The sequence below is a fragment of the Agarivorans sp. QJM3NY_33 genome (assembly GCF_050870865.2).
Lineage (GTDB): Bacteria > Pseudomonadota > Gammaproteobacteria > Enterobacterales > Celerinatantimonadaceae > Agarivorans.
This window is the reverse complement of the sequence record NZ_CP194039.2, coordinates 2,040,031-2,062,969: the sequence shown is the minus strand read 5'-3', so window position 1 is coordinate 2,062,969 and position 22,939 is coordinate 2,040,031. Positions and strand designations below refer to the sequence as shown.

At 45.3% G+C, this 22,939-nt stretch carries 22 protein-coding genes; 12 read left to right on the top strand and 10 right to left on the bottom strand.

Annotated elements, in window-relative coordinates; translation table 11 throughout:
- Positions 1-21 precede the first annotated feature (21 nt).
- The 5 genes from ACRRSY_RS09405 to prmB form a co-directional block, all read right to left on the bottom strand.
- Positions 22-210, bottom strand: coding sequence for a hypothetical protein (locus ACRRSY_RS09405; RefSeq protein WP_432459192.1), 189 nt, complete (start codon positions 208-210; stop codon positions 22-24).
- A 70-nt stretch (positions 211-280) separates the two neighbouring features.
- Positions 281-1,444, bottom strand: a complete 1,164-nt coding sequence (locus tag ACRRSY_RS09400; RefSeq protein ID WP_432463048.1) for an ATP-NAD kinase family protein — start codon at positions 1,442-1,444, stop codon at positions 281-283.
- Positions 1,445-1,457: 13 nt separating this feature from the next.
- Entirely contained in the window at positions 1,458-1,985 is a 528-nt protein-coding gene (locus ACRRSY_RS09395) for an elongation factor P hydroxylase (RefSeq protein ID WP_432453472.1), read from the bottom strand.
- Between the two features lie 54 nt (positions 1,986-2,039).
- The gene (aroC, locus tag ACRRSY_RS09390; protein ID WP_432453473.1) at positions 2,040-3,128 is read right to left on the bottom strand and encodes a chorismate synthase; all 1,089 of its coding nucleotides are present in this window, start codon (positions 3,126-3,128) and stop codon (positions 2,040-2,042) included.
- Between the two features lie 11 nt (positions 3,129-3,139).
- Positions 3,140-4,063, bottom strand: coding sequence for a 50S ribosomal protein L3 N(5)-glutamine methyltransferase (gene prmB, locus ACRRSY_RS09385; RefSeq protein ID WP_432463047.1), 924 nt, complete (start codon positions 4,061-4,063; stop codon positions 3,140-3,142).
- Between the two features lie 62 nt (positions 4,064-4,125).
- Between prmB and smrB the strand changes: the two genes are divergently transcribed.
- The gene (gene smrB / locus ACRRSY_RS09380) at positions 4,126-4,665 is read left to right on the top strand and encodes an endonuclease SmrB (RefSeq protein ID WP_432453475.1); all 540 of its coding nucleotides are present in this window, start codon (positions 4,126-4,128) and stop codon (positions 4,663-4,665) included.
- A 31-nt stretch (positions 4,666-4,696) separates the two neighbouring features.
- Here the strand turns inward: smrB and ACRRSY_RS09375 are convergent, their stop codons facing one another.
- Both ACRRSY_RS09375 and sixA read right to left on the bottom strand, forming a co-directional pair.
- Positions 4,697-4,906 (bottom strand): DUF1107 family protein, encoded by a 210-nt coding sequence (locus ACRRSY_RS09375; RefSeq protein WP_432453476.1) that lies wholly within the window; start codon positions 4,904-4,906, stop codon positions 4,697-4,699.
- Positions 4,907-5,092: 186 nt separating this feature from the next.
- A complete protein-coding gene (sixA, locus tag ACRRSY_RS09370; protein WP_432453477.1) occupies positions 5,093-5,557 on the bottom strand; it encodes a phosphohistidine phosphatase SixA in 465 nt (154 codons plus the stop codon).
- 156 nt (positions 5,558-5,713) lie between these two features.
- Here sixA and ACRRSY_RS09365 point away from each other — a divergent pair, with 156 nt between their 5' ends.
- Entirely contained in the window at positions 5,714-8,503 is a 2,790-nt protein-coding gene (locus ACRRSY_RS09365; RefSeq protein WP_432463046.1) for an insulinase family protein, read from the top strand.
- A 54-nt stretch (positions 8,504-8,557) separates the two neighbouring features.
- On the opposite strand, the gene fadJ is transcribed toward ACRRSY_RS09365, so the two are convergent.
- Positions 8,558-10,681: a fatty acid oxidation complex subunit alpha FadJ gene (fadJ, locus tag ACRRSY_RS09360; protein WP_432463045.1), complete on the bottom strand. Its 2,124-nt coding sequence runs from the start codon at positions 10,679-10,681 to the stop codon at positions 8,558-8,560.
- The gene (gene fadI, locus ACRRSY_RS09355) at positions 10,681-11,988 is read right to left on the bottom strand and encodes an acetyl-CoA C-acyltransferase FadI (protein ID WP_432463044.1); all 1,308 of its coding nucleotides are present in this window, start codon (positions 11,986-11,988) and stop codon (positions 10,681-10,683) included. The genes fadJ and fadI overlap by 1 nt, the downstream gene beginning before the upstream one ends.
- 178 nt (positions 11,989-12,166) lie before the next feature.
- On the opposite strand from fadI, the gene ACRRSY_RS09350 reads away from it, so the two are divergent.
- Genes ACRRSY_RS09350 through ACRRSY_RS09325 form a run of 6 tightly spaced genes read left to right on the top strand, consistent with a single transcriptional unit; the run spans position 12,167 to position 19,027 of the window.
- Positions 12,167-13,123 carry an AAA family ATPase gene (locus tag ACRRSY_RS09350; protein ID WP_432453481.1) on the top strand — a complete coding sequence of 319 codons (957 nt, stop codon included), beginning with the start codon at positions 12,167-12,169 and terminating at the stop codon, positions 13,121-13,123.
- Positions 13,123-14,037, top strand: coding sequence for a DUF58 domain-containing protein (locus ACRRSY_RS09345; protein ID WP_432463043.1), 915 nt, complete (start codon positions 13,123-13,125; stop codon positions 14,035-14,037). The genes ACRRSY_RS09350 and ACRRSY_RS09345 overlap by 1 nt, the downstream gene beginning before the upstream one ends.
- Positions 14,030-14,575 carry a DUF4381 domain-containing protein gene (locus tag ACRRSY_RS09340; protein ID WP_432453483.1) on the top strand — a complete coding sequence of 182 codons (546 nt, stop codon included), beginning with the start codon at positions 14,030-14,032 and terminating at the stop codon, positions 14,573-14,575. The genes ACRRSY_RS09345 and ACRRSY_RS09340 overlap by 8 nt, the downstream gene beginning before the upstream one ends.
- Positions 14,568-15,572, top strand: a complete 1,005-nt coding sequence (locus tag ACRRSY_RS09335; RefSeq protein ID WP_432463042.1) for a VWA domain-containing protein — start codon at positions 14,568-14,570, stop codon at positions 15,570-15,572. Before ACRRSY_RS09340 ends, ACRRSY_RS09335 begins: the two co-directional genes overlap by 8 nt.
- Positions 15,572-17,416: a VWA domain-containing protein gene (locus ACRRSY_RS09330; RefSeq protein ID WP_432463041.1), complete on the top strand. Its 1,845-nt coding sequence runs from the start codon at positions 15,572-15,574 to the stop codon at positions 17,414-17,416. The genes ACRRSY_RS09335 and ACRRSY_RS09330 overlap by 1 nt, the downstream gene beginning before the upstream one ends.
- Positions 17,417-19,027 carry a BatD family protein gene (locus ACRRSY_RS09325; RefSeq protein WP_432463040.1) on the top strand — a complete coding sequence of 537 codons (1,611 nt, stop codon included), beginning with the start codon at positions 17,417-17,419 and terminating at the stop codon, positions 19,025-19,027. It abuts the gene before it with no gap.
- Between the two features lie 7 nt (positions 19,028-19,034).
- Here ACRRSY_RS09325 and ACRRSY_RS09320 read toward each other — a convergent pair whose 3' ends face one another.
- On the bottom strand, positions 19,035-19,319 hold the full coding sequence (locus ACRRSY_RS09320; RefSeq protein WP_432453487.1) for a YfcZ/YiiS family protein: 285 nt from the start codon (positions 19,317-19,319) through the stop codon (positions 19,035-19,037).
- Positions 19,320-19,461: 142 nt separating this feature from the next.
- On the opposite strand from ACRRSY_RS09320, the gene ACRRSY_RS09315 reads away from it, so the two are divergent.
- The 4 genes from ACRRSY_RS09315 (at position 19,462) to ACRRSY_RS09300 (ending at position 22,920) form a co-directional block, all read left to right on the top strand.
- Entirely contained in the window at positions 19,462-20,028 is a 567-nt protein-coding gene (locus ACRRSY_RS09315) for a sigma-70 family RNA polymerase sigma factor (protein WP_432453488.1), read from the top strand.
- Positions 20,021-20,740, top strand: a complete 720-nt coding sequence (locus tag ACRRSY_RS09310) for a DUF3379 domain-containing protein (protein ID WP_432453489.1) — start codon at positions 20,021-20,023, stop codon at positions 20,738-20,740. Before ACRRSY_RS09315 ends, ACRRSY_RS09310 begins: the two co-directional genes overlap by 8 nt.
- A gap of 442 nt (positions 20,741-21,182) precedes the next feature.
- Positions 21,183-22,439, top strand: coding sequence for an outer membrane protein transport protein (locus tag ACRRSY_RS09305; protein WP_432453490.1), 1,257 nt, complete (start codon positions 21,183-21,185; stop codon positions 22,437-22,439).
- A 100-nt stretch (positions 22,440-22,539) separates the two neighbouring features.
- Entirely contained in the window at positions 22,540-22,920 is a 381-nt protein-coding gene (locus ACRRSY_RS09300; protein WP_432453491.1) for a MerR family transcriptional regulator, read from the top strand.
- Positions 22,921-22,939: the final 19 nt, after the last annotated feature.

The following is a 22,939-nucleotide window of genomic DNA, read 5'->3' as shown; positions in this document are numbered from 1 at the left end:
AAAATCGACTTGAATCCATTTTTAAGCAACCGCAGTAATGTCTTGCTGTTGTTTGTCGGCAAATTGAATCATATCACGCCACAATGCTTCTGCTTGCAGCTGCATGGTCTCATCAGTCTCACCATTAAAGTAAGCATCAAGTAAGGCCATATGCATGTGAGACTTTAAACTATGGATCATCGGACAGCGACTTAACTCTGTTTGAGTCACAGCGACTCCCAAGTGATCGTTCAAATACTGCACCACATTTTTTGGCGGCGCATTAAGATTATTTTCGTAACTATTCAGGAACAACTGAAGTAGGGAGACATAATTTTTGAGCATCGGTAACCTCATTTTCAGGGTTCGATACTCGATACATAATATAATCGCGGTAACCAGTAATTACCTTGATGCTTCCAGATAAATATTTATCTAGTTCTGTATCGCCAGTATCAACTATCAACGGGCGTCCATGCAAAGATTTAAGTTTAGTTTTAGTCGCTACCACAACAATATTTTCTCGGCCAATCAATCGCAACACCCGAGGGCTGAGTTGCTGATTGCCTCGACCAAACAAATGACCTTGGCCACCAATAATTGTTAGTAATAACTGCGTTTTTACGGAGGCTATTCTATTTATCAACTCCGCTTCGGTCAAATCCTGTTGAAGGATTTGACGATCTTTAACCAAATCTACTCCCAGAAGCGTATTAGCTAGTGATAACTCCTGCATTATTGCGGCAACAGTCGACCCCGATCCTGCAATAAACTGCTGGTCGTCCATTAATTCGATAACTTCTGCGGCAATATCTTGTAACACAAGGTCTTCGACTTCCACGCCGCCCTGTTTAGTCGCTTGTACATAATGAAGCTCATCAGGCACTCGCATTTCACCAAAACACTTAGCTCGCACCCGCCCCTGACGAAAAGCCTGTTCATCGATATCCATCACCTCAGCAACTTTCAAACTCAAGATCTCACCACGTAGCAACTTTGCAATCACCATCCCGGTCGCCTTTGGCGTGACCCCATATACGGCAGAGTGGATCTTACATCCGGCAGGAATACCCAAACAGTTTTGTTGCGATCCAACAACACTAAGCACATCGCGGGCGGTGCCATCTCCACCAACAAAAACCAGTAGATCCAGTCGTTGTTCGCTGAGCAGGGCAGCAGCCTCCTTGGTATCCACAGCGCTGCTTGGCGAATGGGCTTGATAGAGTACGCGATGATTAAAATCCAATTGCTGACATACTTGTTCGCCCATTTCACCCGATGCGGTCAAGACACAAAAACGCTCCGCCAAAGGTACTAAACATTGCAAAGCCTGAACCGCACGCTGCATCGCTTTCTTTTCTGCTCCCATCGCTAAAGCGCGCTCAACCACTTCGTCGGATCCCTTCAAAGCAACACTACCACCGATGCCAGCCACCGGATTAATCAACAAACCAATTTTAATCATGAGTCCCTCAGAGTTACCCGCTTAATGATGCTCGTAGCTTTGCTAAAGCCTCAATAAACTGTTGAGCACGAGATGGAAAACCTTGTTTTTGAAAATCTAAAAACTGCTGCTGTACCGCTTGGCTAAAAGCTTGCCGATCGCTTTGATAACCCGATAAGTTGTCTACACTCACTTGAAAAGTACGACCCGCCACTTTAGAAAATGCACATTCGATAGCTTGTGGTTTTACCTCAACTCGTTCAAACTTTTGCTGCAACGATTGATCACGACCATCAGGATGATACCAGTAACCATAATCTTCCAGTTGACGTCGAGCATTACCAGCAATACACCAGTGAGCAATTTCGTGTAAGGCACTGGCGTAAAAGCCATGCGCAAATACCACCCGATGTTGACTAAAGCGTTGATCGGCGGGTAAGTAAATTGGTTCTTCGTCGCCTTCGACCAAAATCGTATTAAAAGACACAAAAGTTTGATTAAACAAACCAATCAACTGTTCGACATCATCAAGAATCATCACTGAGCCTCTCAGTTTAGGCAAAATAAAGCCCCTAAGTCGATAACTTAAGGGCTCTATATCGCGTCAAAATTTAACTTAGCGCAAAATGGGCGTTTCGGTGTTTACCGTGCCATTTTGCCCTCTTTGACGCAAGCAATGATCCATTAATACAATCGCTAACATCGCTTCGGCAATTGGCACTGCACGGATCCCCACACAAGGATCATGACGCCCCTTGGTGACAACTTCGATCGGCTGACCATATTTATCAATAGTTTTACCCGGAACGGTAATGCTGGAGGTTGGTTTTAACGCAATATGGGCGATCACATCTTGACCCGAAGATATCCCCCCCAGAATTCCGCCAGCATGATTCGAACTGAAGCCCTCGGGAGTCATTTCATCTCGATGTTCGCTGCCTCTTTGATTGACGACGGCAAAACCATCACCAATTTCTACCGCTTTAACCGCATTAATGCCCATTAATGCATGCGCAATATCGGCATCCAATCGATCAAACACGGGTTCACCAAGTCCTACAGGTACTTGCGTAGCCACCACACTTAAACGGGCGCCAATAGAATTACCTTCTTTTTTAAGGTCTCGCATAAACTCATCTAATTGATCGAGCTTACTCACATCGGGAAAGAAAAATGGATTTTGCTCGATTTGTTCAAAATCAATAATTTCGGCTTTAATTGGACCCAATTCGCTCAAGTAAGCATGGATTTCCACGCCAAACTGTTGCTTAAGATATTGTTTCGCAATCACCCCAGCAGCAACCCGCATTGCAGTTTCTCGTGCCGAAGAACGACCACCACCCCGATAATCACGAGTACCATATTTTTGATGGTAGGTATAATCGGCATGCCCCGGTCGAAACATATCTTTAATGTTCGAATAATCTTTCGAACGCTGATCGGTATTTTCAATCATTAAACCAATTGAAGTACCAGTAGTTTTGCCTTCAAAAACACCTGCTAATATCTTTACTTGATCCGCTTCACGACGTTGGGTGGTATAACGAGAGGTACCTGGTTTACGACGATCCAGATCTTGCTGAATAATCGCTTCACTGATTTCTAAGCCTGGAGGACAACCGTCAATAATACAGCCCAATGCTGCACCATGACTTTCACCAAAAGTCGTCACCCTAAAAAGTTGGCCGATGCTATTTCCTGCCATTCACTCTATCCTTACTGTTTAAATAGCGAGTCGCAGTCTAACAATTGCTCACGACTAATAATGAAAACCCCATGCCCGCCATTACTAAATTCGATCCAAGTAAAAGGAACGTCTGGGAATTGCTGCTGCATATGAACTTGACTATTACCGATCTCAACAATCAATAAGCCGTTCGGGTTTAAATGTGCTGCTGCTTCAGCCAAGATTTGTTTAGTTAATTGTAAACCATCAAACCCAGAAGCTAAGCCTAACTCGGGCTCATGTTTAAACTCTTCAGGCAAATTGCCCATATCTTCGGCGTCAACATAAGGCGGATTACTCACAATCAAATCATAAGTTAAGCCTTGTAGTGCCTTAAAACCATCCGACAAGATTGGCGTAACTTGCTGCTCTAATCCATGGTTTTGAATATTAATTTCTGCGACTGCAAGCGCATCTTCGGATATATCCACTGCATCTACTTCAGCCTCTGCAAAGGCATAAGCACAACCAATCGCAATACAACCACTCCCCGTACATAAGTCTAAAATTCGCTGCGGAGACTCAATTAACCAAGGAGAAAATTGGGTCTCAATCAATTCAGCAAAGGGCGAGCGAGGCACTAATACCCGCTCATCCACATAAAACTCGAGTCCAGCAAACCATGCTTTGTTGGTTAAATAAGCAACGGGTAAACGTTCTTGAACTCGCTTCACCACTAATTCCACCAGCAGACCACGTTCTTGACGAGTCAATCGAGCATGTCGCACTTCGGGATCAACATCTAAGGGTAAGTGAAGGCTTGGTAACACCAATTGCACCGCTTCATCCCAGGCATTATCTGTTCCATGACCATAGAAAACACCTGAAGCATTAAATCGACTCACCGCCCAGCGGATCATATCTTGAATAGTGTGTAAGTCATCGATTGCTTCTTCGATAAATATCTTTTCCAATTTGGCCTCCAGATTAAGTACAATCACCCATAAATGGCTTCAGGCACAACTGATATTAATAAATGAAAAAACCAACTGACGAAGATTTTTTAGCCTTCAAGGAAGCCCTCAAAGGGGTTCGCCAGATAAAACAAGATAAAATAAGTCTTGAGCCCACACGAATCAAGCAAAAAAGCCAACAAAGGGAAAAACAGCAACGCGCTCTGTTAAATAATGCGCAATTCTTCTTTTCTGATGAATACCATCCGCTACTGCCCGACGAAGGACCAATGCGCTGGCAAAGTACAGATTGTGATCCCTATGAGCTAAAAAAATTACGCCGGGGCGATTACGAACCTGAAATTTTGTTAGATTTACACGGACTCACACAGCGTCAGGCCAAACAAGAAATCGCCGCTCTGCTGGTGGAATGCCAACAACAACATTACCATGTTGCCTCGGTAATGCATGGTCATGGACAACAGATACTGAAAACCAAGGTGCCTCAGTGGCTTGCTCAGCATCCTGCGGTATTAGCCTTTCATCAAGCGCCGAAAGACCACGGCGGCTCCAGTGCCTTACTCATATTGGTTCAGTCCGGATATGAAAAAACCACTCTTTAGAGTGGTTTTTTTCATCAAATACAGATCGGCTTTAAGCCGCTTTTTTTCTGAAGTCATCAATTTGTTGATTGACTTCAGCCACGGTTTGCCGATGCTTGCCTGTTTTATAATTCGGTAGTGTGGCTAACTTGCCATTTTGAAATTGATAAGCTCCGCGTCCTCGGATATACAAGCGTCCTTTAAAAAATGCTTTAACATAACGAGCTATTTTAACTGGCGAATAACGTGAAAATATTTTCATTTGAGGCGTCCACTACTTGTTTCAACACAATCATGATACAAGTAGAGTTTAGCTTGTTCTAAGACTTTCGCAGCTTAATTAATGGTTCCGCGAGCCAGATCCCAAAAGTACAAAAAACTAGGAACCTTTGTGATTTTAAACAATAAACTGGTCAAACAACACTGTCATAGTATATAAAACCGAATATCACAAGCTAATTGGATGTTGTAAGGAAACTAAATCATGACTATCCGTAAGGCTCAATTCAGCCACGGCCGCGGTACTAAACAAAGGTGCACCAGCTTCCGCAGCCAGCCCCCCCACCAGATAACCCACCAAGGGTAAATGTGATACGACAAGCACGGTTGCTGTCGGTTGTTCAATCCCGAGCTCATGAATTAAACCAATCACTGCCGCTTCATCTCCTGAAGGCGTCAACTCTTCCATTTCAATTAATCTAGATGGCTCAGGTAAGTATTCAGCCAAACACTGCCATGTTTGTTGCGCACGCAAATAAGGACTGAGCAAGACATAGTCAAGCTTGGTCAGTTTAGGTGCTAGGTACGCCGCCATTTTGCCAACTTCTTGTAAGCCTGCTTGATTAAGCGCCCGTTCGCTGTCCGTGTTAGCAAACATCTCTGCTTCGCCATGGCGCATAATAAAAACTTGCATAGAATGATTCTTCTTTTTAATAAGGGTGAATAAACGCGTATATTTGATTCTTCGGCTGCTAATTTAATTGAAATGCCACAAAACATCCATCAGAGTTTGCAAGCTCCTCGCAAGAGACTGATAATCATATGACTCACTTCAACAAGGACACTTGCCTTGCGTATCAGCCCCAATGATCCGAAAAATTATCGTTCAATCACCCTCGACAATGGTCTTAAGGTGCTGTTAATTCAAGATGAAAGCGTGCAAAAGTCAGCAGCTTCTCTGGCGGTAAACATTGGTCATTTTAACGATCCAAAGGGGCGAGAGGGCTTGGCGCACTTCCTCGAACATATGTTATTCTTGGGTACGGATTCTTACCCTGTGGCTGGCGAATATCAAAGTTTCATTAATCGTCATGGTGGCAGCAACAACGCATGGACAGGGACCGAACATACTAACTACTATTTCGACATTGAACATCAATGGTTCGATGAAGCATTAGACCGCTTTAGTCAATTTTTCATTTGCCCCTGTTTTAATCCCGATTTAGTGGAGCGAGAACGCCAGGCGGTAAATTCTGAATACCAGCTCAAACTCAAAGATGATGTACGTCGAATTTACCAAGTACACAAAGAAACGGTTAATCCAGCGCACCCCTTTAGTCAATTCTCGGTAGGTAACCTTGATACCTTAAGCGACAATGCTGAGTCTTCGATTCGCGATGATTTAATTAACTTTTATCAAAGCCACTATTCCGCAGATTTAATGACTCTTGCATTAATTAGCCCTCAAGCTTTAGATACCCTGGAACTTTACGTAGAACAATTATTTAGTCCAATCCAACGCTTAAATGTCTCACCACTGAGCTTCCCCCCTTTATATTTGGCTGAACAACTCGGCATAGAAAGCCATATTCAAGCAGTCAAAGAAGTAAAAAAATTAAGCTTAAGTTTTGCTTTTAGCAATATGGATAAGTTCTATCGCACTAAACCGCTCACCTATATCGCCCATTTACTCGGCTATGAAGGACCTGGCAGCTTAGTGGCCTTATTACGTCACGCAGGCCTAATTAATTCGATGGCAGCCGGTGGGGGGATTAGCGGTCATAATTTTAAAGATTTTTCGATTAGCTATAGTCTGACCGATCAAGGTGTCGAATGTATTGATCAAATTATTGATGCCACTTTTAGTTATTTAAAGCTCATCAACCAACAAGGTTTGCAAGCTTGGCGCTATCAAGAAAAACAACAAGTTTTTGAACGTGCTTTTTTATATCAAGAAAAATCGAGAGCAATCGACTTCGTCTCACATCTTGCAATTAATCTCCAGCACTACCCCGCAGAAGACGTGATATACGCAGACTATGCTATGGAGTCTTATGATCACGATTTAATCAAGCACTGCCTAAGTAAATTAGAACCACACAATATGCGGATCAATGTGGTATCCCCCAATCAACAATGTGACAAAGTAGCAAAATGGTACTTCACCCCTTATGCAGTCAAAAGTATCGAAGCTGAGCGTTTAGCGCGCTGGACTAGCCCAAAATTACTGAATGGTTTGCAACTCCCCAGCAGCAACCCTTTTCTCAGCTACAATAAGGCCCCACTCACCAAAGTTGATGGTCACGAAGCAAAACCACAACTGTTAATCGATCAAGCTGGTTTTCGTTTATGGTTCAGCAATGAACCCGAGTTTAAAGTGCCTAAGGGCCATCTCTATTTATCGGTTGACTCTAGTTATGCTGTCGCCTCGGTTCGAAATATTGTTTGTACTCGGCTGATGGTTGAGTTGATGCTCGATCATCTCAGCGAAATGACTTATCAAGCAGAGATAGCTGGAATGTCTTATCAGCTTTATGCTCATCAGGGGGGCTATACTTTACATTTATCCGGTTTCAGCGATAAACAAATTCTATTGCTTAAAATGATCTTAAATAATCGCAAGTTTGGTCACTTTGAACGCGCCCGTTTTGACATCATTAAGCAGCAATTGCGTAAACATTGGCAAAATCAAACTCAAATAAAACCAATCTCACAACTGTTCAGTCAGCTCACATCTTTACTACAACCAAACAATCCGCCACCCAGCGAATTATTAGCTGCACTTAACAACGTCGAGTTAGAACACTTGCCTGATTTTGTGAAAACGCTCTACCAAAACATTCATATCGAAATGCTTGCCTATGGAAATTGGCCGCAATCAGAAATCCTTGAGTTAGGCACATTTATCCTACAAGAGGTCTCTCCAAATACCATCCCCTCAAAAGAAACACCGCGAAAACTGATTAGTATTCAAGGTCAAGGTACACTGCTATATGAGGTTGATTGCCAACAAAGTGACTCTGCCTTAATGATTTATTACCAAAGTGATGATCTAAGCTCTGAAAATATCGCCCTATATACCCTCAGTAATCATATAATGACTTCTACCTTCTTCAACGAATTACGAACCAAACAGCAATTGGGCTACATCGTTGGCACCGGTAATCTTCCCCTAAATCGCCACCCTGGGATTATTTTTTATGTGCAATCCCCGCATGGCCGCCCACAAACCTTGCTTGATGCCATCAACGATTTTCTCGATGATTTCCCTGTACTGATGTTTGAACTAAGTGATGCCCAATGGCGTCATAGTAAACAGGGTTTAATTGCTCAAATACTAGAGCGGGAAAGTAACATGCGCACCCGCGCTCAGCGCTTTTGGGTCAGCATTGGTAATAAAGATCTCAGCTTTAATCAGCGCCAAGCAGCGGCCGCTTGTATTGAAAAACTAGAACGACGGGATCTAGTCCGCTTTATGATGAGCTTAAAGAGTAAAAAGCGTGACCGGGTGGTGGTTTATAGTCATGGTGGAGGAAATCAAAATCAGGATGCCCTGAATACCCATCGTTTAGAAACCGGTGATACAATTACCAGTCGGGTCAAATTTCAGCAAGCATCTAAGTTGTATAGTTATAACTAGGCGAAATCCAAACGCTGCAGAGCCCAAGCATTCGCTTGGGCTCTGGGCCGCTCTTTACGGATAATAGCGTAACTCTTGCTCTGCCATCTTCAGCAAAGACTCACAGGGCCTAAATCGTTCCCCATAGTTCGCTTCCATCGCTCTGAGCTGATCGACTAATCTTGTAATACCGATCTGGTCCATGGCGCGAAATGGCCCTCCTAAGAAAGGCGGAAATCCAATGCCAAATATGGCGCCTAAGTCACCGTCGCGAGCACTGCGGATCACTCCTTCGTCCAAACAGCGAGCCGCTTCATTTAACATCATATAAACACAACGCTCACTCACCTGTGAGGCTTCAATCGCCGGCTGTGGCGTCACCCCAAGCAGCTTATACACCGCGTGGTCGACCGGTTTCGCTTTGGATTTTTTATGCTTGCTGTATAAGTAAAAGCCACGGCCATTTTTCTTGCCTAAACGCTTATCTTCAATCAATTTTGCAAAAGCCTCAGGGGCTTTAAATCGAGCGCCAAATTCGGCTTCCAAGATCGGCGCAATCTTCGAGCCAACATCAATCCCAACTTCATCGAGCAAGCTCATCGGCCCCACAGGAAAACCATAATCAAGCATAGTCTTATCGATGTGTTCAACCGCTTGTCCCTCTAATAACAAGCGGGCCGCTTCATTGATATAAGGGGCCAAAATACGGTTCACATAAAAACCTGCCACATCTTTCACCACGATCGCCGTTTTCCCCTGCTGACGAGCAAACTGCAAGGTATCCACAATGGTTTGCTCGCTGGTGCCTTGATGCGGAATAATCTCGACCAAGGGCATTTTTTCTACCGGGCTGAAATAATGCAAACCAATCACCTGCGCTGGGCGAGCCGCATTTACCGCGATTTGAGCAATCGGTAAGGATGAAGTATTACTGGCAAAAATAGTCTTCGGCTGACAATGTTGCTCGATATCAGCAACCATCTGCTGCTTCAACGGCAAATCTTCAAATACCGCCTCAACAACCATTTGAGCATTGCTCATACCACTAAAATCAGTGGTTCCACTCAGCGCACTCATTTGTTTTTGCAATTGAGCATGACTAATGAAGCGACGTCGCCGCTTTTTATCGAGCAATCGATAGGCATAATTTAAAGCCCCCGCCACGCCTTTTTCACTGACATCTTTAATCCGAACCTGAGCCTTAGCTTTAGTGGCAGAGACAAAGGCAATTCCGGCTCCCATTAAGCCGCCGCCTAGCACCGCGACTCGCTCAACTGGATGGGGAGAAACTCCAGCAAACAGCTGATCTTTCTTTAGCGCATTGACGGCAAAAAATAAACGACGTAAAGCGGCCGATTCAGGGCTCATCACTAAACTTGCAAAACGTTCAGCTTCCTGTTGATAAGCCCGCTCAGCGCTTTGCTCAACACTCGATCGTACACAGGCGATAATCTGCGGCGGTGCCGGATAATTGCCCCGTGTTTTATTCAAGGTTTGTTTGCTCACTTGCGAGAATAACAATTGACGGCCCAAGGGATTACCTTCCAACAATCGTGATAACAAACTCAACTTAGCCTTCGGCTTCCGTTTTGGCTTGCCCACATACTTCTTGGCCGCTTCCAGCAAAATGCTCTGCGGCACAATTTCATCCACCAATCCACTTTTCAAGGCTTGTTTAGGGCGAAGCTGCTTACCGGTTAACATCATTTCCAAAGCCCGCTGTAAACCGATTAATTTAGGTAAACGCTGAGTACCTCCACCACCAGGAAGCAAGCCTAGCTGTACTTCTGGTAGACCAAGGTTAGTTTTTTCTGCGGTACTACAAACACGATAATCACAAGCAAGCGCCAGCTCTAAACCGCCACCCAAACAAGGACCATGAATTGCCGCAATCACCGGAAAAGGTAAGCCAGCTAAACGCGCGAATACTTGATGGCCAGCCTGAGAGAGAGCCTGCGCGGCTTGCTCAGTCGCGCAGGCGTCGAGCATACTAATATCAGCGCCAGCAATGAAAGAATCCGGTTTTCCACTATAAATAACCAAAGCTCTTAACTGGCTTTGCCCTTCCAATTCAGCCAAGATGACATCTAACTGAGGGCCAAACTCAGCTTTAAGGGTATTCATGCTATCGCCTTGAACATCAATTTTTAACAGCCCAAGCTGCGCTTCGATGCTTAAACTAAAATTTGCCGCTTCCATTATTCAACCTCCAATACCATTGCAAGCCCTAAACCACCCGCGGCGCAGGCAGTGGTTAAGCCTAACCCCCCCCCTCTGCGGCCCAATTCATTTAACATCTGGGTGATCATTCTAGCCCCTGTCGCTGCAAAGGGATGCCCATAGGCAATAGAGCTACCCAGTACATTAAATTTATCCATATCGATTTCACCTAAGGCTCTCTCACGGCCGATCGACTTGGCAAACTCATCACTAGCAAACATTTTAATATTGGCCAGAGTTTGCGCCGCAAAAGCCTCATGCATTTCAATCAAGTCCAGATCTTGTAAGCTAATTCCAGCTCTATCTAAGGCGATAGGGGTTGCATAGGAGGGGCCCATCAACATGTCTTCATGGACGTCAATAGCTGAGAAGGCATAACTACGAATATATCCTAAAATAGGCAAAGCCATTTGTTTGGCCTTATCTTCGCGCATCAACAGTACCGCCGCAGCACCATCAGTCAGCGGACTGGCATTGGCCGCAGTAACGGAGCCATGTTTACGGTCAAAGACCGGCTTTAATTGAGCCAATTTCTCCTCATTGGAATCACCACGCACATTATTATCCCGACTCAGAAAGCTACGATATGGCTCTGAATAGGCGGTCATCACCTCTCCATCAAGTTTGCCTTCTTGCCAAGCTTGATGGGCGAAACGATGGGAACGTACGGCTAATTGATCTTGAGCGGCACGTGCAATACCGTGTTTTTTGGCCATTTGTTCCGCCGTTTGCCCCATAGACATTCCAGTCGAGTACTCTGCGACGGCTGGCGGAACCGGCAACATGTCTTTAAAACGCAGCTTCTTTATAATACGCCAGCGCTGGGCAACGCTGCGAGCCTTCGACAAATCCAACAAACTTCTGGCCAGGGTTTTACTCACCCCTATGGGTAATACCGAGGAAGAATCAGCGCCCCCTGCAATGCCACAATCAATGGTTCCGGCCATAATCGATTCCGCCACATTAACCGCTGCCTGAAAACTGGTGGCACAGGCGCGCGACACGCTATAAGCATCGGTTGAGACATCCAATTGAGTACCTAACACAATCTCACGAGCGATATTTGGAGCTTCGGGCATTTGCACCACTTGACCAAACACCAGCTGCTGGATCTGCTTCACATCCAGATCAACGCGTTTAATTAATTCATTCACCACCATTTTTCCTAGGTCAACTGCAGGAACACCATGGTAGGCTGTCGCTTGACGAGCAAAAGGGGTGCGCAAACCGGCGACTACGGCGATACGAGCGCCATTGGCCGTGCTTAAAGATTGTTGTTGGTGCATTCAAGTATCCTTCATCGATGAAGAGGTCAGACCTCACGACAGTATATTAACCTTTTATTTACAAATTTCAAACAAGCGCTTAAAACTGATATTAAATTACCAAATTTAAAGGAAATTTTTTGAGACCTAAGCAAGAGTGCTTTATTATCCGCAAGCGACAGACAATTTAGAGGATGCAATGAGCAATAACAATTTATCAGCCATTCGCGATTATCTTAATCAAAGCATTGTTGGCCAAACAGAGTTTATTGATCAACTACTTATCGCCCTACTCGCCGATGGTCACATACTGGTTGAAGGCCCTCCTGGACTGGCAAAGACCCGAGCTGTCAAAGCCTTATCGGAGTGTATTGAAGGTGACTTTCACCGGGTTCAATTTACTCCTGATTTATTACCCGCAGATTTAACTGGTACCGACATTTTTCATCCAGAAACCGCGAGCTTCAGTTTTCAAAAAGGGCCTATTTTCCATAATTTAGTGCTCGCCGATGAAATTAACCGGGCCCCTGCTAAGGTGCAATCGGCATTGTTAGAAGCCATGGCTGAACAACAAATCACCGTAGGCAGTAAAAGCTATGCGCTACCGAAGTTATTCATGGTGATGGCCACCCAAAACCCGATTGAGCAAGAAGGGACCTACCCGCTTCCCGAAGCGCAACTCGACCGTTTTATGTTTAAGTTATGCTTGAGCTATCCTGATGCAGAAACAGAATTGAAAATTTTGCAGCTCACCGAGCGTGAAGCCAAGCAGGTTCATCTGCGTCAACCAGAAGCACTCACCCAGCAAAAACTATTTGCCCTGCGTCGTGCTATTCTCGAAGTGCATATCGCCCCCTCCCTCACTCAATATATTGTTGACTTAGTGGTCGCAACTCGCCAACCAGAACGCTATACCGACGAATTTAGTCAATGGTTAGAATTTGGTGCCAGTCCGCGAGCCAGTATTGCCCTCGCCAGAGCCGCCAGAGCACGAGCTTGGTTACACGGAAGAGATTTTGTCAGCCCAGAAGATATCCAACAACTCGCCTACCCAGTGCTTAGACATCGCTTATTACTCAGCTATCAAGCACAGGCAAAAGGGATCCAAGCCGATACTGTCATTGCTCGTTTACTCGAATTGGTGGCCTTTGCTTAATGAATAAAATCAATCGTCAGTCACCGGTGACATTGGCAATTGAGCAGTTAATTGAGGCCCGCGCCCTGCATCTCAACCTGCCGCCATGGCGGCAGATTACCAGTCATCGCCATGGCAACCGCTTAAGCAAGGTTCGCGGACGAGGCATGGAGTTTGATGAAGTTCGGCATTATCAACCGGGCGATGATATTCGCTGTATCGACTGGCGAGTGACTGCACGAACGGGGAAGACTCATACCAAGCTGTTTAGGGAAGATCGTGAACATCCGGTGTTTATTTTCTTAGATCTATCGCATTCAATGTATTTTGGCAGCGGCAATAAATTAAAGTCAGTATTTGCCAGTGAACTGGCTGCCTGTTTGGGCTGGTATGCCCAAGGCCTAGGGGAGCGAGTAGCCATGATATTGCATCTTGGGCAACACAGCCACAATGAAAAACCCGCCGCCAGTAAAAGCCACTGGTTGAATCAATTGCAAGTGATCTGCCAGCAACACAATCATCAATTTGAACAGCTCAATCACGCCCAATTAGCGCCGTCGGAACCGAATACGAGCCTAGACACCCTATGCCAGCTAGTTAAAACTGGTTATCAGGTGCATCTTATCAGCGACTTTTATCACTTCGACCAAGACGCCGCGCTGCAACTCCAACGTTTGTCTAACCACAATCAAGTTTTTGCCTGGCAAATCAGCGATCCACTGGAGCAAGCCCTACCCAGCACATCTGGCGCTCAACAATTAAAAGTGAACCGAGGGCTTTCGAGTGCTTACCTGCAGCCGAATAACAAAGCCTTTCGGGAGCAATATCAACAGCGAGCGAGTCAACGCCAGCAACACATTCAAGCCATGTTACAGCAAGCTCGAATTCCTCATCAGCACTTTTCAACAGCCTTAGAGTGGCAAGACTATGCCTGAGCAAAACAATCCCCTCGCCGCACTCAAAGATATTATTTTGCCCAGCCAATTGGAAACCGGTTTACCCGCTGTTGGTTGGTGGTTGGTCGCAGGCTTAAGTCTGGTAGTTTTAGCGCTCCTATTATTCATTAGCTGGCGCTATTGGACACTCACCAGCACGCGCCGAACCGCGCTGCGTGAATTAAAAAGCTATCCCAGCATCGATTTGGTCCAGCTAAATATCCTAATGAAGCGGGTGGCCCTTAGTTATTTTCCACGACATCAGGTCGCCTCTCTCACAGGCCAGGCTTGGTTAGCTTTCTTAGATAGCAAACTCACCCGCGCCCCCGGTAAGTTTACCGCCTTAGAGGCTGAATGGCAGCGACAACTCTATACCGCAGAAACCATCGCTTTGGAACCTGCAACCCTGCACTTATGTGAGTACTGGTTAAAACACGTTGCTCCTCCGCTCAGTTGGGCAACTTTATTGACAGGTAAAATCTCACCCCCTTTGGGAATCACCAACCAAGCCAGTCGTAAAGAGGCGAGTAATGTTTGAATTCCTGTGGCCCTATGCCTTCCTATGTTTACCACTGTTATGGCTGATCGAGCGAAATCGACCAGCCCAGCAACAAGGTCAAGTGGAACAGCTGCTCAATACCAGCCTTCCATATGCCCAAACACAAGTGGTATTCCAGCCGCAAATCTCCCGCTTAAAGCGAGGCTTTAAATGGCTGGTATGGTGCTGCTTAGTGGTCGCCCTCGCCCGTCCGGTTTGGTTAGATGAACAAACGCAAGGGATTAACGAACAAGGTCGAGACCTACTATTGTCGGTAGACATGTCGGGAAGCATGCAAGTACAAGATATGCAATTACAGGGGCAAAGCGTAGACCGTTTAACGGTCGTAAAACACCTATTAAAAGAATTCATTGATCAGCGCCATGGTGACCGAATTGGCATGATTTTATTCGCAGACCACGCCTACCTCGCCTCCCCCTTAAGCTTCGATTTAGATTCCTTACTTACTCAAGTCGATGAGCTAGTTCATGGTTTAGTGGGTGATAGAACCGCCATCGGCGAGGGGATTGGTCAAGGCATCAAGCAACTCATGGATCATCCCGCGGAACAGCGGATATTAATTTTGCTAACCGATGGTCAAAATACTTCAGGCACCGTTGAGCCTATACAAGCGGCTGAAATTGCAGCAAAAAACAAAGTGGTGATTTATACCATTGGTATTGGTGCCGACGAACTCTACCAACAAACTTTGTTTGGAACACGTAAAGTCAATCCTTCGCATGACTTAGACGAAGCCACCCTGCAACAAATCGCCAAACTCACTGGCGGTAAATACTATCGCGCGCGCAGCAGCGAAGATTTGGCGAAAATTTATCAAACCATTGGCGCACTCAATCCAATCTCTGAAGCTCAGCAATATTACCGGCCACAGTACGAGTTATATTATTGGCCGCTTGCCTTTGTGATCATCCTATTGTTGGCAATGCTGGCCCGTCCAATATTCAATCGCCGCTTTCACTTCAAGGAGCCAAATTAGTGTGGTCACTTAGCTTTTTACGCCCCGAGTGGTTACTGCTTAGTCCCATATTACTGGGATTGTTAATCAACAAACAACGTCGAGAATCATCGGCTTGGGGACAACTACTGAGCCCCGGTATGGCGAAATACTTACTCAGTAAACCCAGCCATACAAAACACTCACAATGGCATTTAGCGAGTCTATTGGGCTGCATTATTATCAGTCTCTCTGGACCCAGTATCGTGACAGATAATATCCCGCTCTATCGAGATGGCAGCGCTCGGGTATTAATTATGGATATGTCCTACTCGATGCGCGCCCGTGACGTAAAACCCGACCGGGTCGAACTAGCGAAGTTTAAAGCCCTCGATCTACTCAAACAATGGCGAGACGGCGAGACCGCTTTAATCGCCTACGCTGGCGATGCTTTTGTGCTGAGCCCCTTGAGTAGTGATAGCAATACCTTAGCCAACTTGGTGCCACATTTAAAACCAGAATTAATGCCAGTGCATGGCTCTATGCTGCCCCTTGCTTTAAGTAAAGCTGCCGAATTGATCCAGCAAGCGGGATATAACCAAGGTGATGTGGTGGTAATTGGCGATGGTCTAAGTGAACAGCAAATACAAAATAGTCTGAACATACTAAAAAAACAGCACTTGCGTTTTTCGATGCTGGCGGTAGGCACCGAACAAGGCGCCCCCATTCCCTTAGAAGACGGCAGCATGCTTAAGGATCAATACGGCAGCATTGTGATCCCAGAAATAAAGGCCGAAAACTTCCTCCCCTTATGCCAGCAAACTGGCGGTATTTGCCAATTTATCAGTGCCAATAATAGCGATATTGAAAATTTAGCATCCTTACGTCACCGAGAAGCGAACTCACAGCAAAGTGCTAACCAACAAACGCAAGGCCGCAAAGATATTGGCTATCTGCTATTGCCGTTAATCATGTTATTGCTGTTGCTCAACCTCCGGCGCGCAGACCTACTTTTGGTTTGTTTATTCATCACCTGCTTGGGCGTGCCCAAAACCAGTTTCGCCATCGATTTATGGCAAAATCAAGCTCAACAAGCACAACAGGCTTTCGAGCAAGGTGACTATCTGCAAGCCGCAGAACAATTTCGCGATCCACAATGGCAAGCTTCGGCACTCTACAAAGCCGGGAAATATCAGCAAGCCCAACAGCTATTTGCGCAAGACCATAGCGCCACAGGCTGGTTTAATCAAGGTAATGCGCTTGCCCAATTGGGTGATTATCAACAAGCCATTAACGCTTATCAGCAAGCCTTAAGTTTGCAGCCTGAATTCCCTGAAGCGGCCGAGAATAAGGCTTTAATAGAAAAATTAAAGCAACAGCAACAGCAACAGCAACAGCAACAGCAACAGCAACAGCAACAGCAACAGCAACAGCAACAGCAACAGCAAGATTCTGAGCAATCTAAACCGTCGCAACAGCAACAATCAGCACAACAGTCAGACCAGCAAGCTCAAGACTCAGAGCAGGCCCAGCAGCAGTCATCTGAACAAACGCCGCAACAGTCCTCGTCTTCCTCCGAGTCAGAATCGACCGAACAACAAACAGCCGCGCAACAAACAGAACAAGATCCACAACAGGCGGACCAAGACTCGACCCAGCAGTCAGCAGCAGAGCAACCAGCCAGTGAAGAACAACCAACAGAAACATCAACAGCGCAGCAGGCTCATCCGACAAATGCCCAAGACCAAGCAACGCTCGACCAAAAAGAGTTACAGCAATGGCTCAATACACTACCCAATGATCCCAGCTTGCTGCTACGAAACAAAATGTACCTCGAATATCAAAAACGTCGTCGCCAACCCAGCAACAATCAGGAGAATTGGTAAGTGAAAGCGCTCAGTTTACTATTCACTCTTTTACTTAGCTTTAGCAGTTATGCCACCACTAAAGTCACCGCCTCAGTCAGTCAAAACCCTGTGGCAGTAGGCCAAGCCTTTACTTTAGAGGTTGTTGCCGATGATACTCTGCCAGTTAACGAATTTGACCCGTCGGTCTTGCTAAGACAAAACTTTGTGGTAGGTAGCACCGCAACTGGCCGCCAACACACCAGTATTAACGGAAAGTCTTCCACCCAAACCCGCTGGACGACCACCCTGTTGGTGCGTGAAGAAGGTAGTTATTTGATCCCTTCCTTTACGATTGGCGGACAAGCGACCATTCCCATTAAGTTAAAAGCTAAAGTTATCGACAAACTAGATCCCAGTAACGATCAAGTGCGCATGGAGGTCAGCATCGACCAGCACCAAGTCTACTTAGGACAACCGGTTCGCTACACCAGTAAAATTTGGGTCGCGAATAGTTTAGACCAAGCCAACATTATTGCCCCTAACATGCTAAACGCTAAAATAGACAAACTAGGGGATGACAAACAAGACTTAGAAATCGTCGATGGAAAACGCTATCGAACCTTGATCCGCCAATGGCTGATCACCCCAGAAAAGGCAGGTCAATTTGACATCAAGGGGGCACATTTAAGCGGCTTGGTTAATGATGGAAACTATCGTACCAGACCTATTGATATTGAAGCGCAAAACCTATCACTCAAGGTAAACCCACCGCCAGCTAACTTTCCAGGAACTTGGCTACCGTCCAGCGATTTGCTACTCAGCGAAGAAGTTCAGCCGCTACAAAGTGACTACCAACAAGGCCAGGCCTTTACTCGGATCATTAATCTCACCGTCGCTGGTATCACCGAAAAACAACTCCCAGAGATTGAACTCGATTATGGTGATAATTTTCGGGTATACCCCGAACCCTATCAAGATAGAACCATCGTTAAAGACGGCATCGTTTTTGCGCAGCGTACCCTGCACGTAGCGCTCATCCCCATCAATAGTAGCCAATTAACGCTACCCGCATGGAAGCTGCCGTGGTGGGACCTAAGTAAAGATAAGCTCGCCTATGCTGAAATTGAGAAACGAGAAATTAAAGTGAGTCCAGCACCAATGAGTAGCCAACTTAACTCGATGCCACCCGCAAGCACGACCAGCGCCATCACCACAGCACAGGGCGACGAGCGAGCGAGTAAGACGTCATTATGGACTTGGTTCTTTGCCTTGGCGTGGTTAAGCACCCTCGCTGCGCTCATTTTCATTTGGTGGCGTTATCAACCACAGAGTCATAAGCATAAGGTCTCTAAAGACCGACACACTCAAGCCAAAGAGCAGCCCTCAGACTCATGGTCAAGCTTTAGCTCATACTGCCAACAAAATCAAACACAACTAGCCGAACAGATGCTAAATCGCTGGGTAAGCCAACAACAGCTTACAAAACAGTTTTCGGATCTACAAGCAGAGCTGAGCGCGATCAACTGGGGCAAAGAGAATCAACCAGACTTAGATTTAAAGGACTACTATCAGCGTTGCTTAGCTATGAAAAACACGCTAGAAAATCAAGCAAAGCAAGCCCATCAATCACTTGCCTCGCTCAATCCATGAATCACAATTAGCGGTTTAAGCCTAATTGAAAAATTAGGCTTTCTGCCTGACAACAGAAGGTAAATGATGCATTAAGTTGAACACCACCTTCTATTTCTGTGAATTCACTCGTTATCTCACAAGGATCTGACTCTGCCTTACGCGCTTTTTCAATCAGCAGATTTAAACGACTTTCTGCCTGAGCTTTATCGGCGAATAATTCTTCTAACACAACACTACAGTCTTCACCATCAATCACTGCGCCAACATCGACACAACAGCAAGTTTTAGATTCTTCTAACTTAGTTTTCATCTATTTTCCTTTATTTTACGGTCAGCCTTAGTTATAACACTCCATCTACATGGAAACTGGAGCGACGATAACATGAGCCTCGGATGTTTTATTGTGAGTCATCATAACAGATTAGTAGGTAAGGTATTATCTAGGAATTTACATGCAAATTAATTTTTTTCGAAAGAAAAATCCTAGTGCCTCGGTCGTATCGGGTATGCAAACAAAACAAAAACGTTATGAAGCCCTCGTTCAGGCATACAATCGAGATGTATACCGTTACGCCTACTGGTTAGTTCGTGACAAACATATCGCTGAAGACATTGTGCAAGAGACTTTTCTCCGAGCATGGCGTTCGCTCGATAGTTTAAAGGATGAAAAGGCCGCTAAATCATGGTTGATCACTATATTGCGACGTGAAAATGCACGCCGATTTGAACGTAAGCAATTGAACTTAGTGGATATTGAAGACCATTCGGTCGCTGATGCCCACTCACTTTCGAGTGAGCAACAAATTGAAAATGAGTGGTTAAGGCGACAAATTGATAAACTCGCACCGGAATATAAAGAGCCTTTGCTACTACAACTCATCGGCGGGTTTAATGGAGATGAAATCGCCGAGATGTTAGAGCTAAATAAGAACACCGTTATGACTCGCTTATTCCGTGCGCGTAATCAGTTAAAAGACGCCTTAGAAGATAACCAAAATCGAGGACAAAGTAATGGATGAGCTAGAATTCCGCCGCCAGCTGTATACCAATCCTCGTGAGCGTGATGAAGCGTTCATTCAGGAAGCCAATCAAACGGCTAAAAACAAAAAACTTTATGACGAAATGCAGCACTTCGAAAATAAACTGGAACAAGCTTTCAACGTGGAGGTTCCAGAAGGGCTTGCTGAACGGCTCATTTTACGCCAGAGTTTTGACGATTCACAATCGCGTTACCGCCGTAAAACCCGCTTCCATATGGCAATGGCCGCCTCTGTCGCCTTTGTTCTGGGTTTAAGTTTTAGCTTGATAAACTGGCACACAACCGCTCCCGGAGACATTGGGCAAATAGCCCTGAACCATGTTTACGAAGAAATGCCCTTTATTAACGGGGTCGATGAGCAACCATCCCTGCAAACCGTAAATGCCAAGCTTGAACGCTACGGAGCCAGTTTTAAACAACTGCCCGGTGAAGTGGTTTATGTGAATCATTGCTCCTATGGTGGCAGCCCAGCCTTTCATATGGTGATGAAAGGCAAGATGGGCTCGAACATTAATGTCTTTGTGGTTCCTCAATCCACAGAGTTAGCGATGGAAGAAAATTTTGCTGACAAAAAGATGCGCGGCACCGTCACCCGCTTACAAAACGCCAGCTTAGTCGTGGTTGGTGAGCGCAACGAACCAATAGAAAAATCGGTAGAAATTTTAACTCAAGACCTTAATCAATCGATTTAGTCATCAAGTTAAGCTGAGAACTCAGCTTAACTTACTATTTTATTAGAAGTATTTCTTTTATTGAGGCAAGCTCAAGCACTCCACATCGGCCAATATCATTATCAAACACTTGTTTAACTTTGTGCGTTAGCTCCAACTTTTAACATTCTCAATTAACATCAGCTTAACATTTTGTTCATTTTCTCTTAATCTGGTCAGAGGTCAGCTCACTAGAGGCCTGCTTATCTTTCGAGATTATTTGCAACTGTTTGTCAGCGCTTGATACAAAACAGAGCAAGTAGGGTCGAAGAATGCGACTTAAGCAAACAATCATTCACGGTGTTTGTTTGCTTTAAAAGTTCAGCTAAACCGTTTTTAGCCTGAAAAAATGGAGCAAAATAGATAAGCAAAGCTTAACCAAGACCCATAACGATAAACTTTTGCCGTATTAGAGAGGGAAACGATGAAGATAAGGATATTGCCACTCGCGCTTATCACCGCATCAAGTGCACTAACCGCAACACAGATACACGCGGCAGGTTTTCAGTTAGTTGAACACTCCGCAAGCGGTTTAGGCCGCGCTTTTGCCGGAGAAGCTGCAATCGCCGACAATGCTGCAGTTCTCGCTCGTAATCCAGCAGCCATGTCGATGTTTGACAGCATTGCCGTATCCGGAGCGCTCAGCTACATCTCGCCCGACGTTTATGTAAAAGGTAACAATGGCGTAGCTAGTCTTGATAATGCCTTAAGCAATCAAGATGTCGCTCCTAGTGCACTGGTCCCTGCTGGATATTTCATTCAACCCTTGAATGACAAGTGGGCTTGGGGAGTTGGCCTATTTACCAATTTTGGGCTTTCAACCGAATACCCCAGTGACTATGCTGCAGGTCAGATCGGTGGTAACACCGAACTGGTGACAATGAGCTTTAACCCAAATGTGTCTTATCGAATTAATTCCCAGCTTAGCATTGGCGCCGGCGTAAATGCTGTTTACGGTACCGCCAAGCTGATCCGTAACTTTGGCAGTAGTAGTAGTCCCTTTCCCGCGACGGGTACCGCAGCCTCAGTAGAGGGTGATGGTTGGGGGTATGGCTGGAACATTGGTGCAATGTGGGAAATTAATCAAGACCACCGTTTTGGAGTGAGTTATCGTTCTAAAGTCGACTTGGACTTTGACGGGGATTACTTTTCAGAGATCCCTGAAGGCTTAAGTAGTAACCCCTATGGTACTGGGGGACAAGTGATCCCGGGAGAGCTCACCCTGAACCTGCCCGACATTTTTGAATTCTCTGGATATCACCGATTAAATCAGGCCTTTGCAATTCATTACAGCTACTTATGGACCGGTTGGAGCACCTTTCAGGAGATCAGAGCAACCAACTCTGAAGGCACGACGATGTTGCAAAAAGACGAGAAGTTTAGTAACTCTTATCGACTTGCACTTGGTGGCACTTGGTACCTGAACCCACAATGGCAGTTACGCGCAGGAATGGCTTACGACCAAAGTCCTTCGCGCACTCATAAAACCATCAGCATCCCCGATAATGATCGCTACAATTACGGACTAGGATTTACCTATAGCTTAAGTGAGTACAGTAGCTTCGATACCGGGTTTACTTATATACAAGGTAAAGAAGGTGGCTTTAACGAAGAAGGTGTAGAATTTATCTCAAAAGGCGATGCTTACATCTTTGCGATGCAATATAACCATAGCTTCTAGACATTTAAATTTAGGTAGTCAGTTAAGTCTGGCTACCTTTTACTGAGGCTTGAGCAAGCCCGTTAATTCCCCTCGAAAAGTAACCGTTAACAGAGGAAACATGAGTCGTAGCTCAACATTATTTACCATAAGTGAACTTGCCAAAGAATTTGCCATTAGTACCCGCAGTATTCGTTATTATGAAGACCAAGGATTGCTTGAGCCACAGCGCCTTGGCAACAAACGTCTCTATAACAAACATGACAAATTAAGACTCAAACTCACTTTAAGAGGTAAACGTTTAGGATTTTCGCTAAGTGAAATCAGAGAATTATTTAATCTTTACGATGCCAAACTAAATAACAGTGATGAGGTATTGCAATTGATCGAAAAAATAAAATCGAGAAAACACAGCTTATTGCAGCAATTAGAAGATATTCAAGTTGTATTAATGGAACTTAAATCTGCTGAGCGCCGTTGCCACGACGCACTCTCTAAATGACCCACCAAAGATCAATAAG

Coding starts and splice junctions, on each gene's coding strand:
- ACRRSY_RS09340 (WP_432453483.1), top strand. CDS start 14,030: ATGCCTGAGCAAAACAATCCCCTCGCCGCACTCAAAGATATTATTTTG.
- aroC (WP_432453473.1), bottom strand. CDS start 3,128: ATGGCAGGAAATAGCATCGGCCAACTTTTTAGGGTGACGACTTTTGGT.
- sixA (WP_432453477.1), bottom strand. CDS start 5,557: ATGCAAGTTTTTATTATGCGCCATGGCGAAGCAGAGATGTTTGCTAAC.
- ACRRSY_RS09305 (WP_432453490.1), top strand. CDS start 21,183: ATGAAGATAAGGATATTGCCACTCGCGCTTATCACCGCATCAAGTGCA.
- ACRRSY_RS09300 (WP_432453491.1), top strand. CDS start 22,540: ATGAGTCGTAGCTCAACATTATTTACCATAAGTGAACTTGCCAAAGAA.
- ACRRSY_RS09350 (WP_432453481.1), top strand. CDS start 12,167: ATGAGCAATAACAATTTATCAGCCATTCGCGATTATCTTAATCAAAGC.
- ACRRSY_RS09345 (WP_432463043.1), top strand. CDS start 13,123: ATGAATAAAATCAATCGTCAGTCACCGGTGACATTGGCAATTGAGCAG.
- ACRRSY_RS09375 (WP_432453476.1), bottom strand. CDS start 4,906: ATGAAAATATTTTCACGTTATTCGCCAGTTAAAATAGCTCGTTATGTT.
- fadJ (WP_432463045.1), bottom strand. CDS start 10,681: ATGGAAGCGGCAAATTTTAGTTTAAGCATCGAAGCGCAGCTTGGGCTG.
- ACRRSY_RS09400 (WP_432463048.1), bottom strand. CDS start 1,444: ATGATTAAAATTGGTTTGTTGATTAATCCGGTGGCTGGCATCGGTGGT.
- ACRRSY_RS09310 (WP_432453489.1), top strand. CDS start 20,021: ATGGATGAGCTAGAATTCCGCCGCCAGCTGTATACCAATCCTCGTGAG.
- ACRRSY_RS09320 (WP_432453487.1), bottom strand. CDS start 19,319: ATGAAAACTAAGTTAGAAGAATCTAAAACTTGCTGTTGTGTCGATGTT.
- fadI (WP_432463044.1), bottom strand. CDS start 11,988: ATGCACCAACAACAATCTTTAAGCACGGCCAATGGCGCTCGTATCGCC.
- ACRRSY_RS09315 (WP_432453488.1), top strand. CDS start 19,462: ATGCAAATTAATTTTTTTCGAAAGAAAAATCCTAGTGCCTCGGTCGTA.
- ACRRSY_RS09335 (WP_432463042.1), top strand. CDS start 14,568: ATGTTTGAATTCCTGTGGCCCTATGCCTTCCTATGTTTACCACTGTTA.
- smrB (WP_432453475.1), top strand. CDS start 4,126: ATGAAAAAACCAACTGACGAAGATTTTTTAGCCTTCAAGGAAGCCCTC.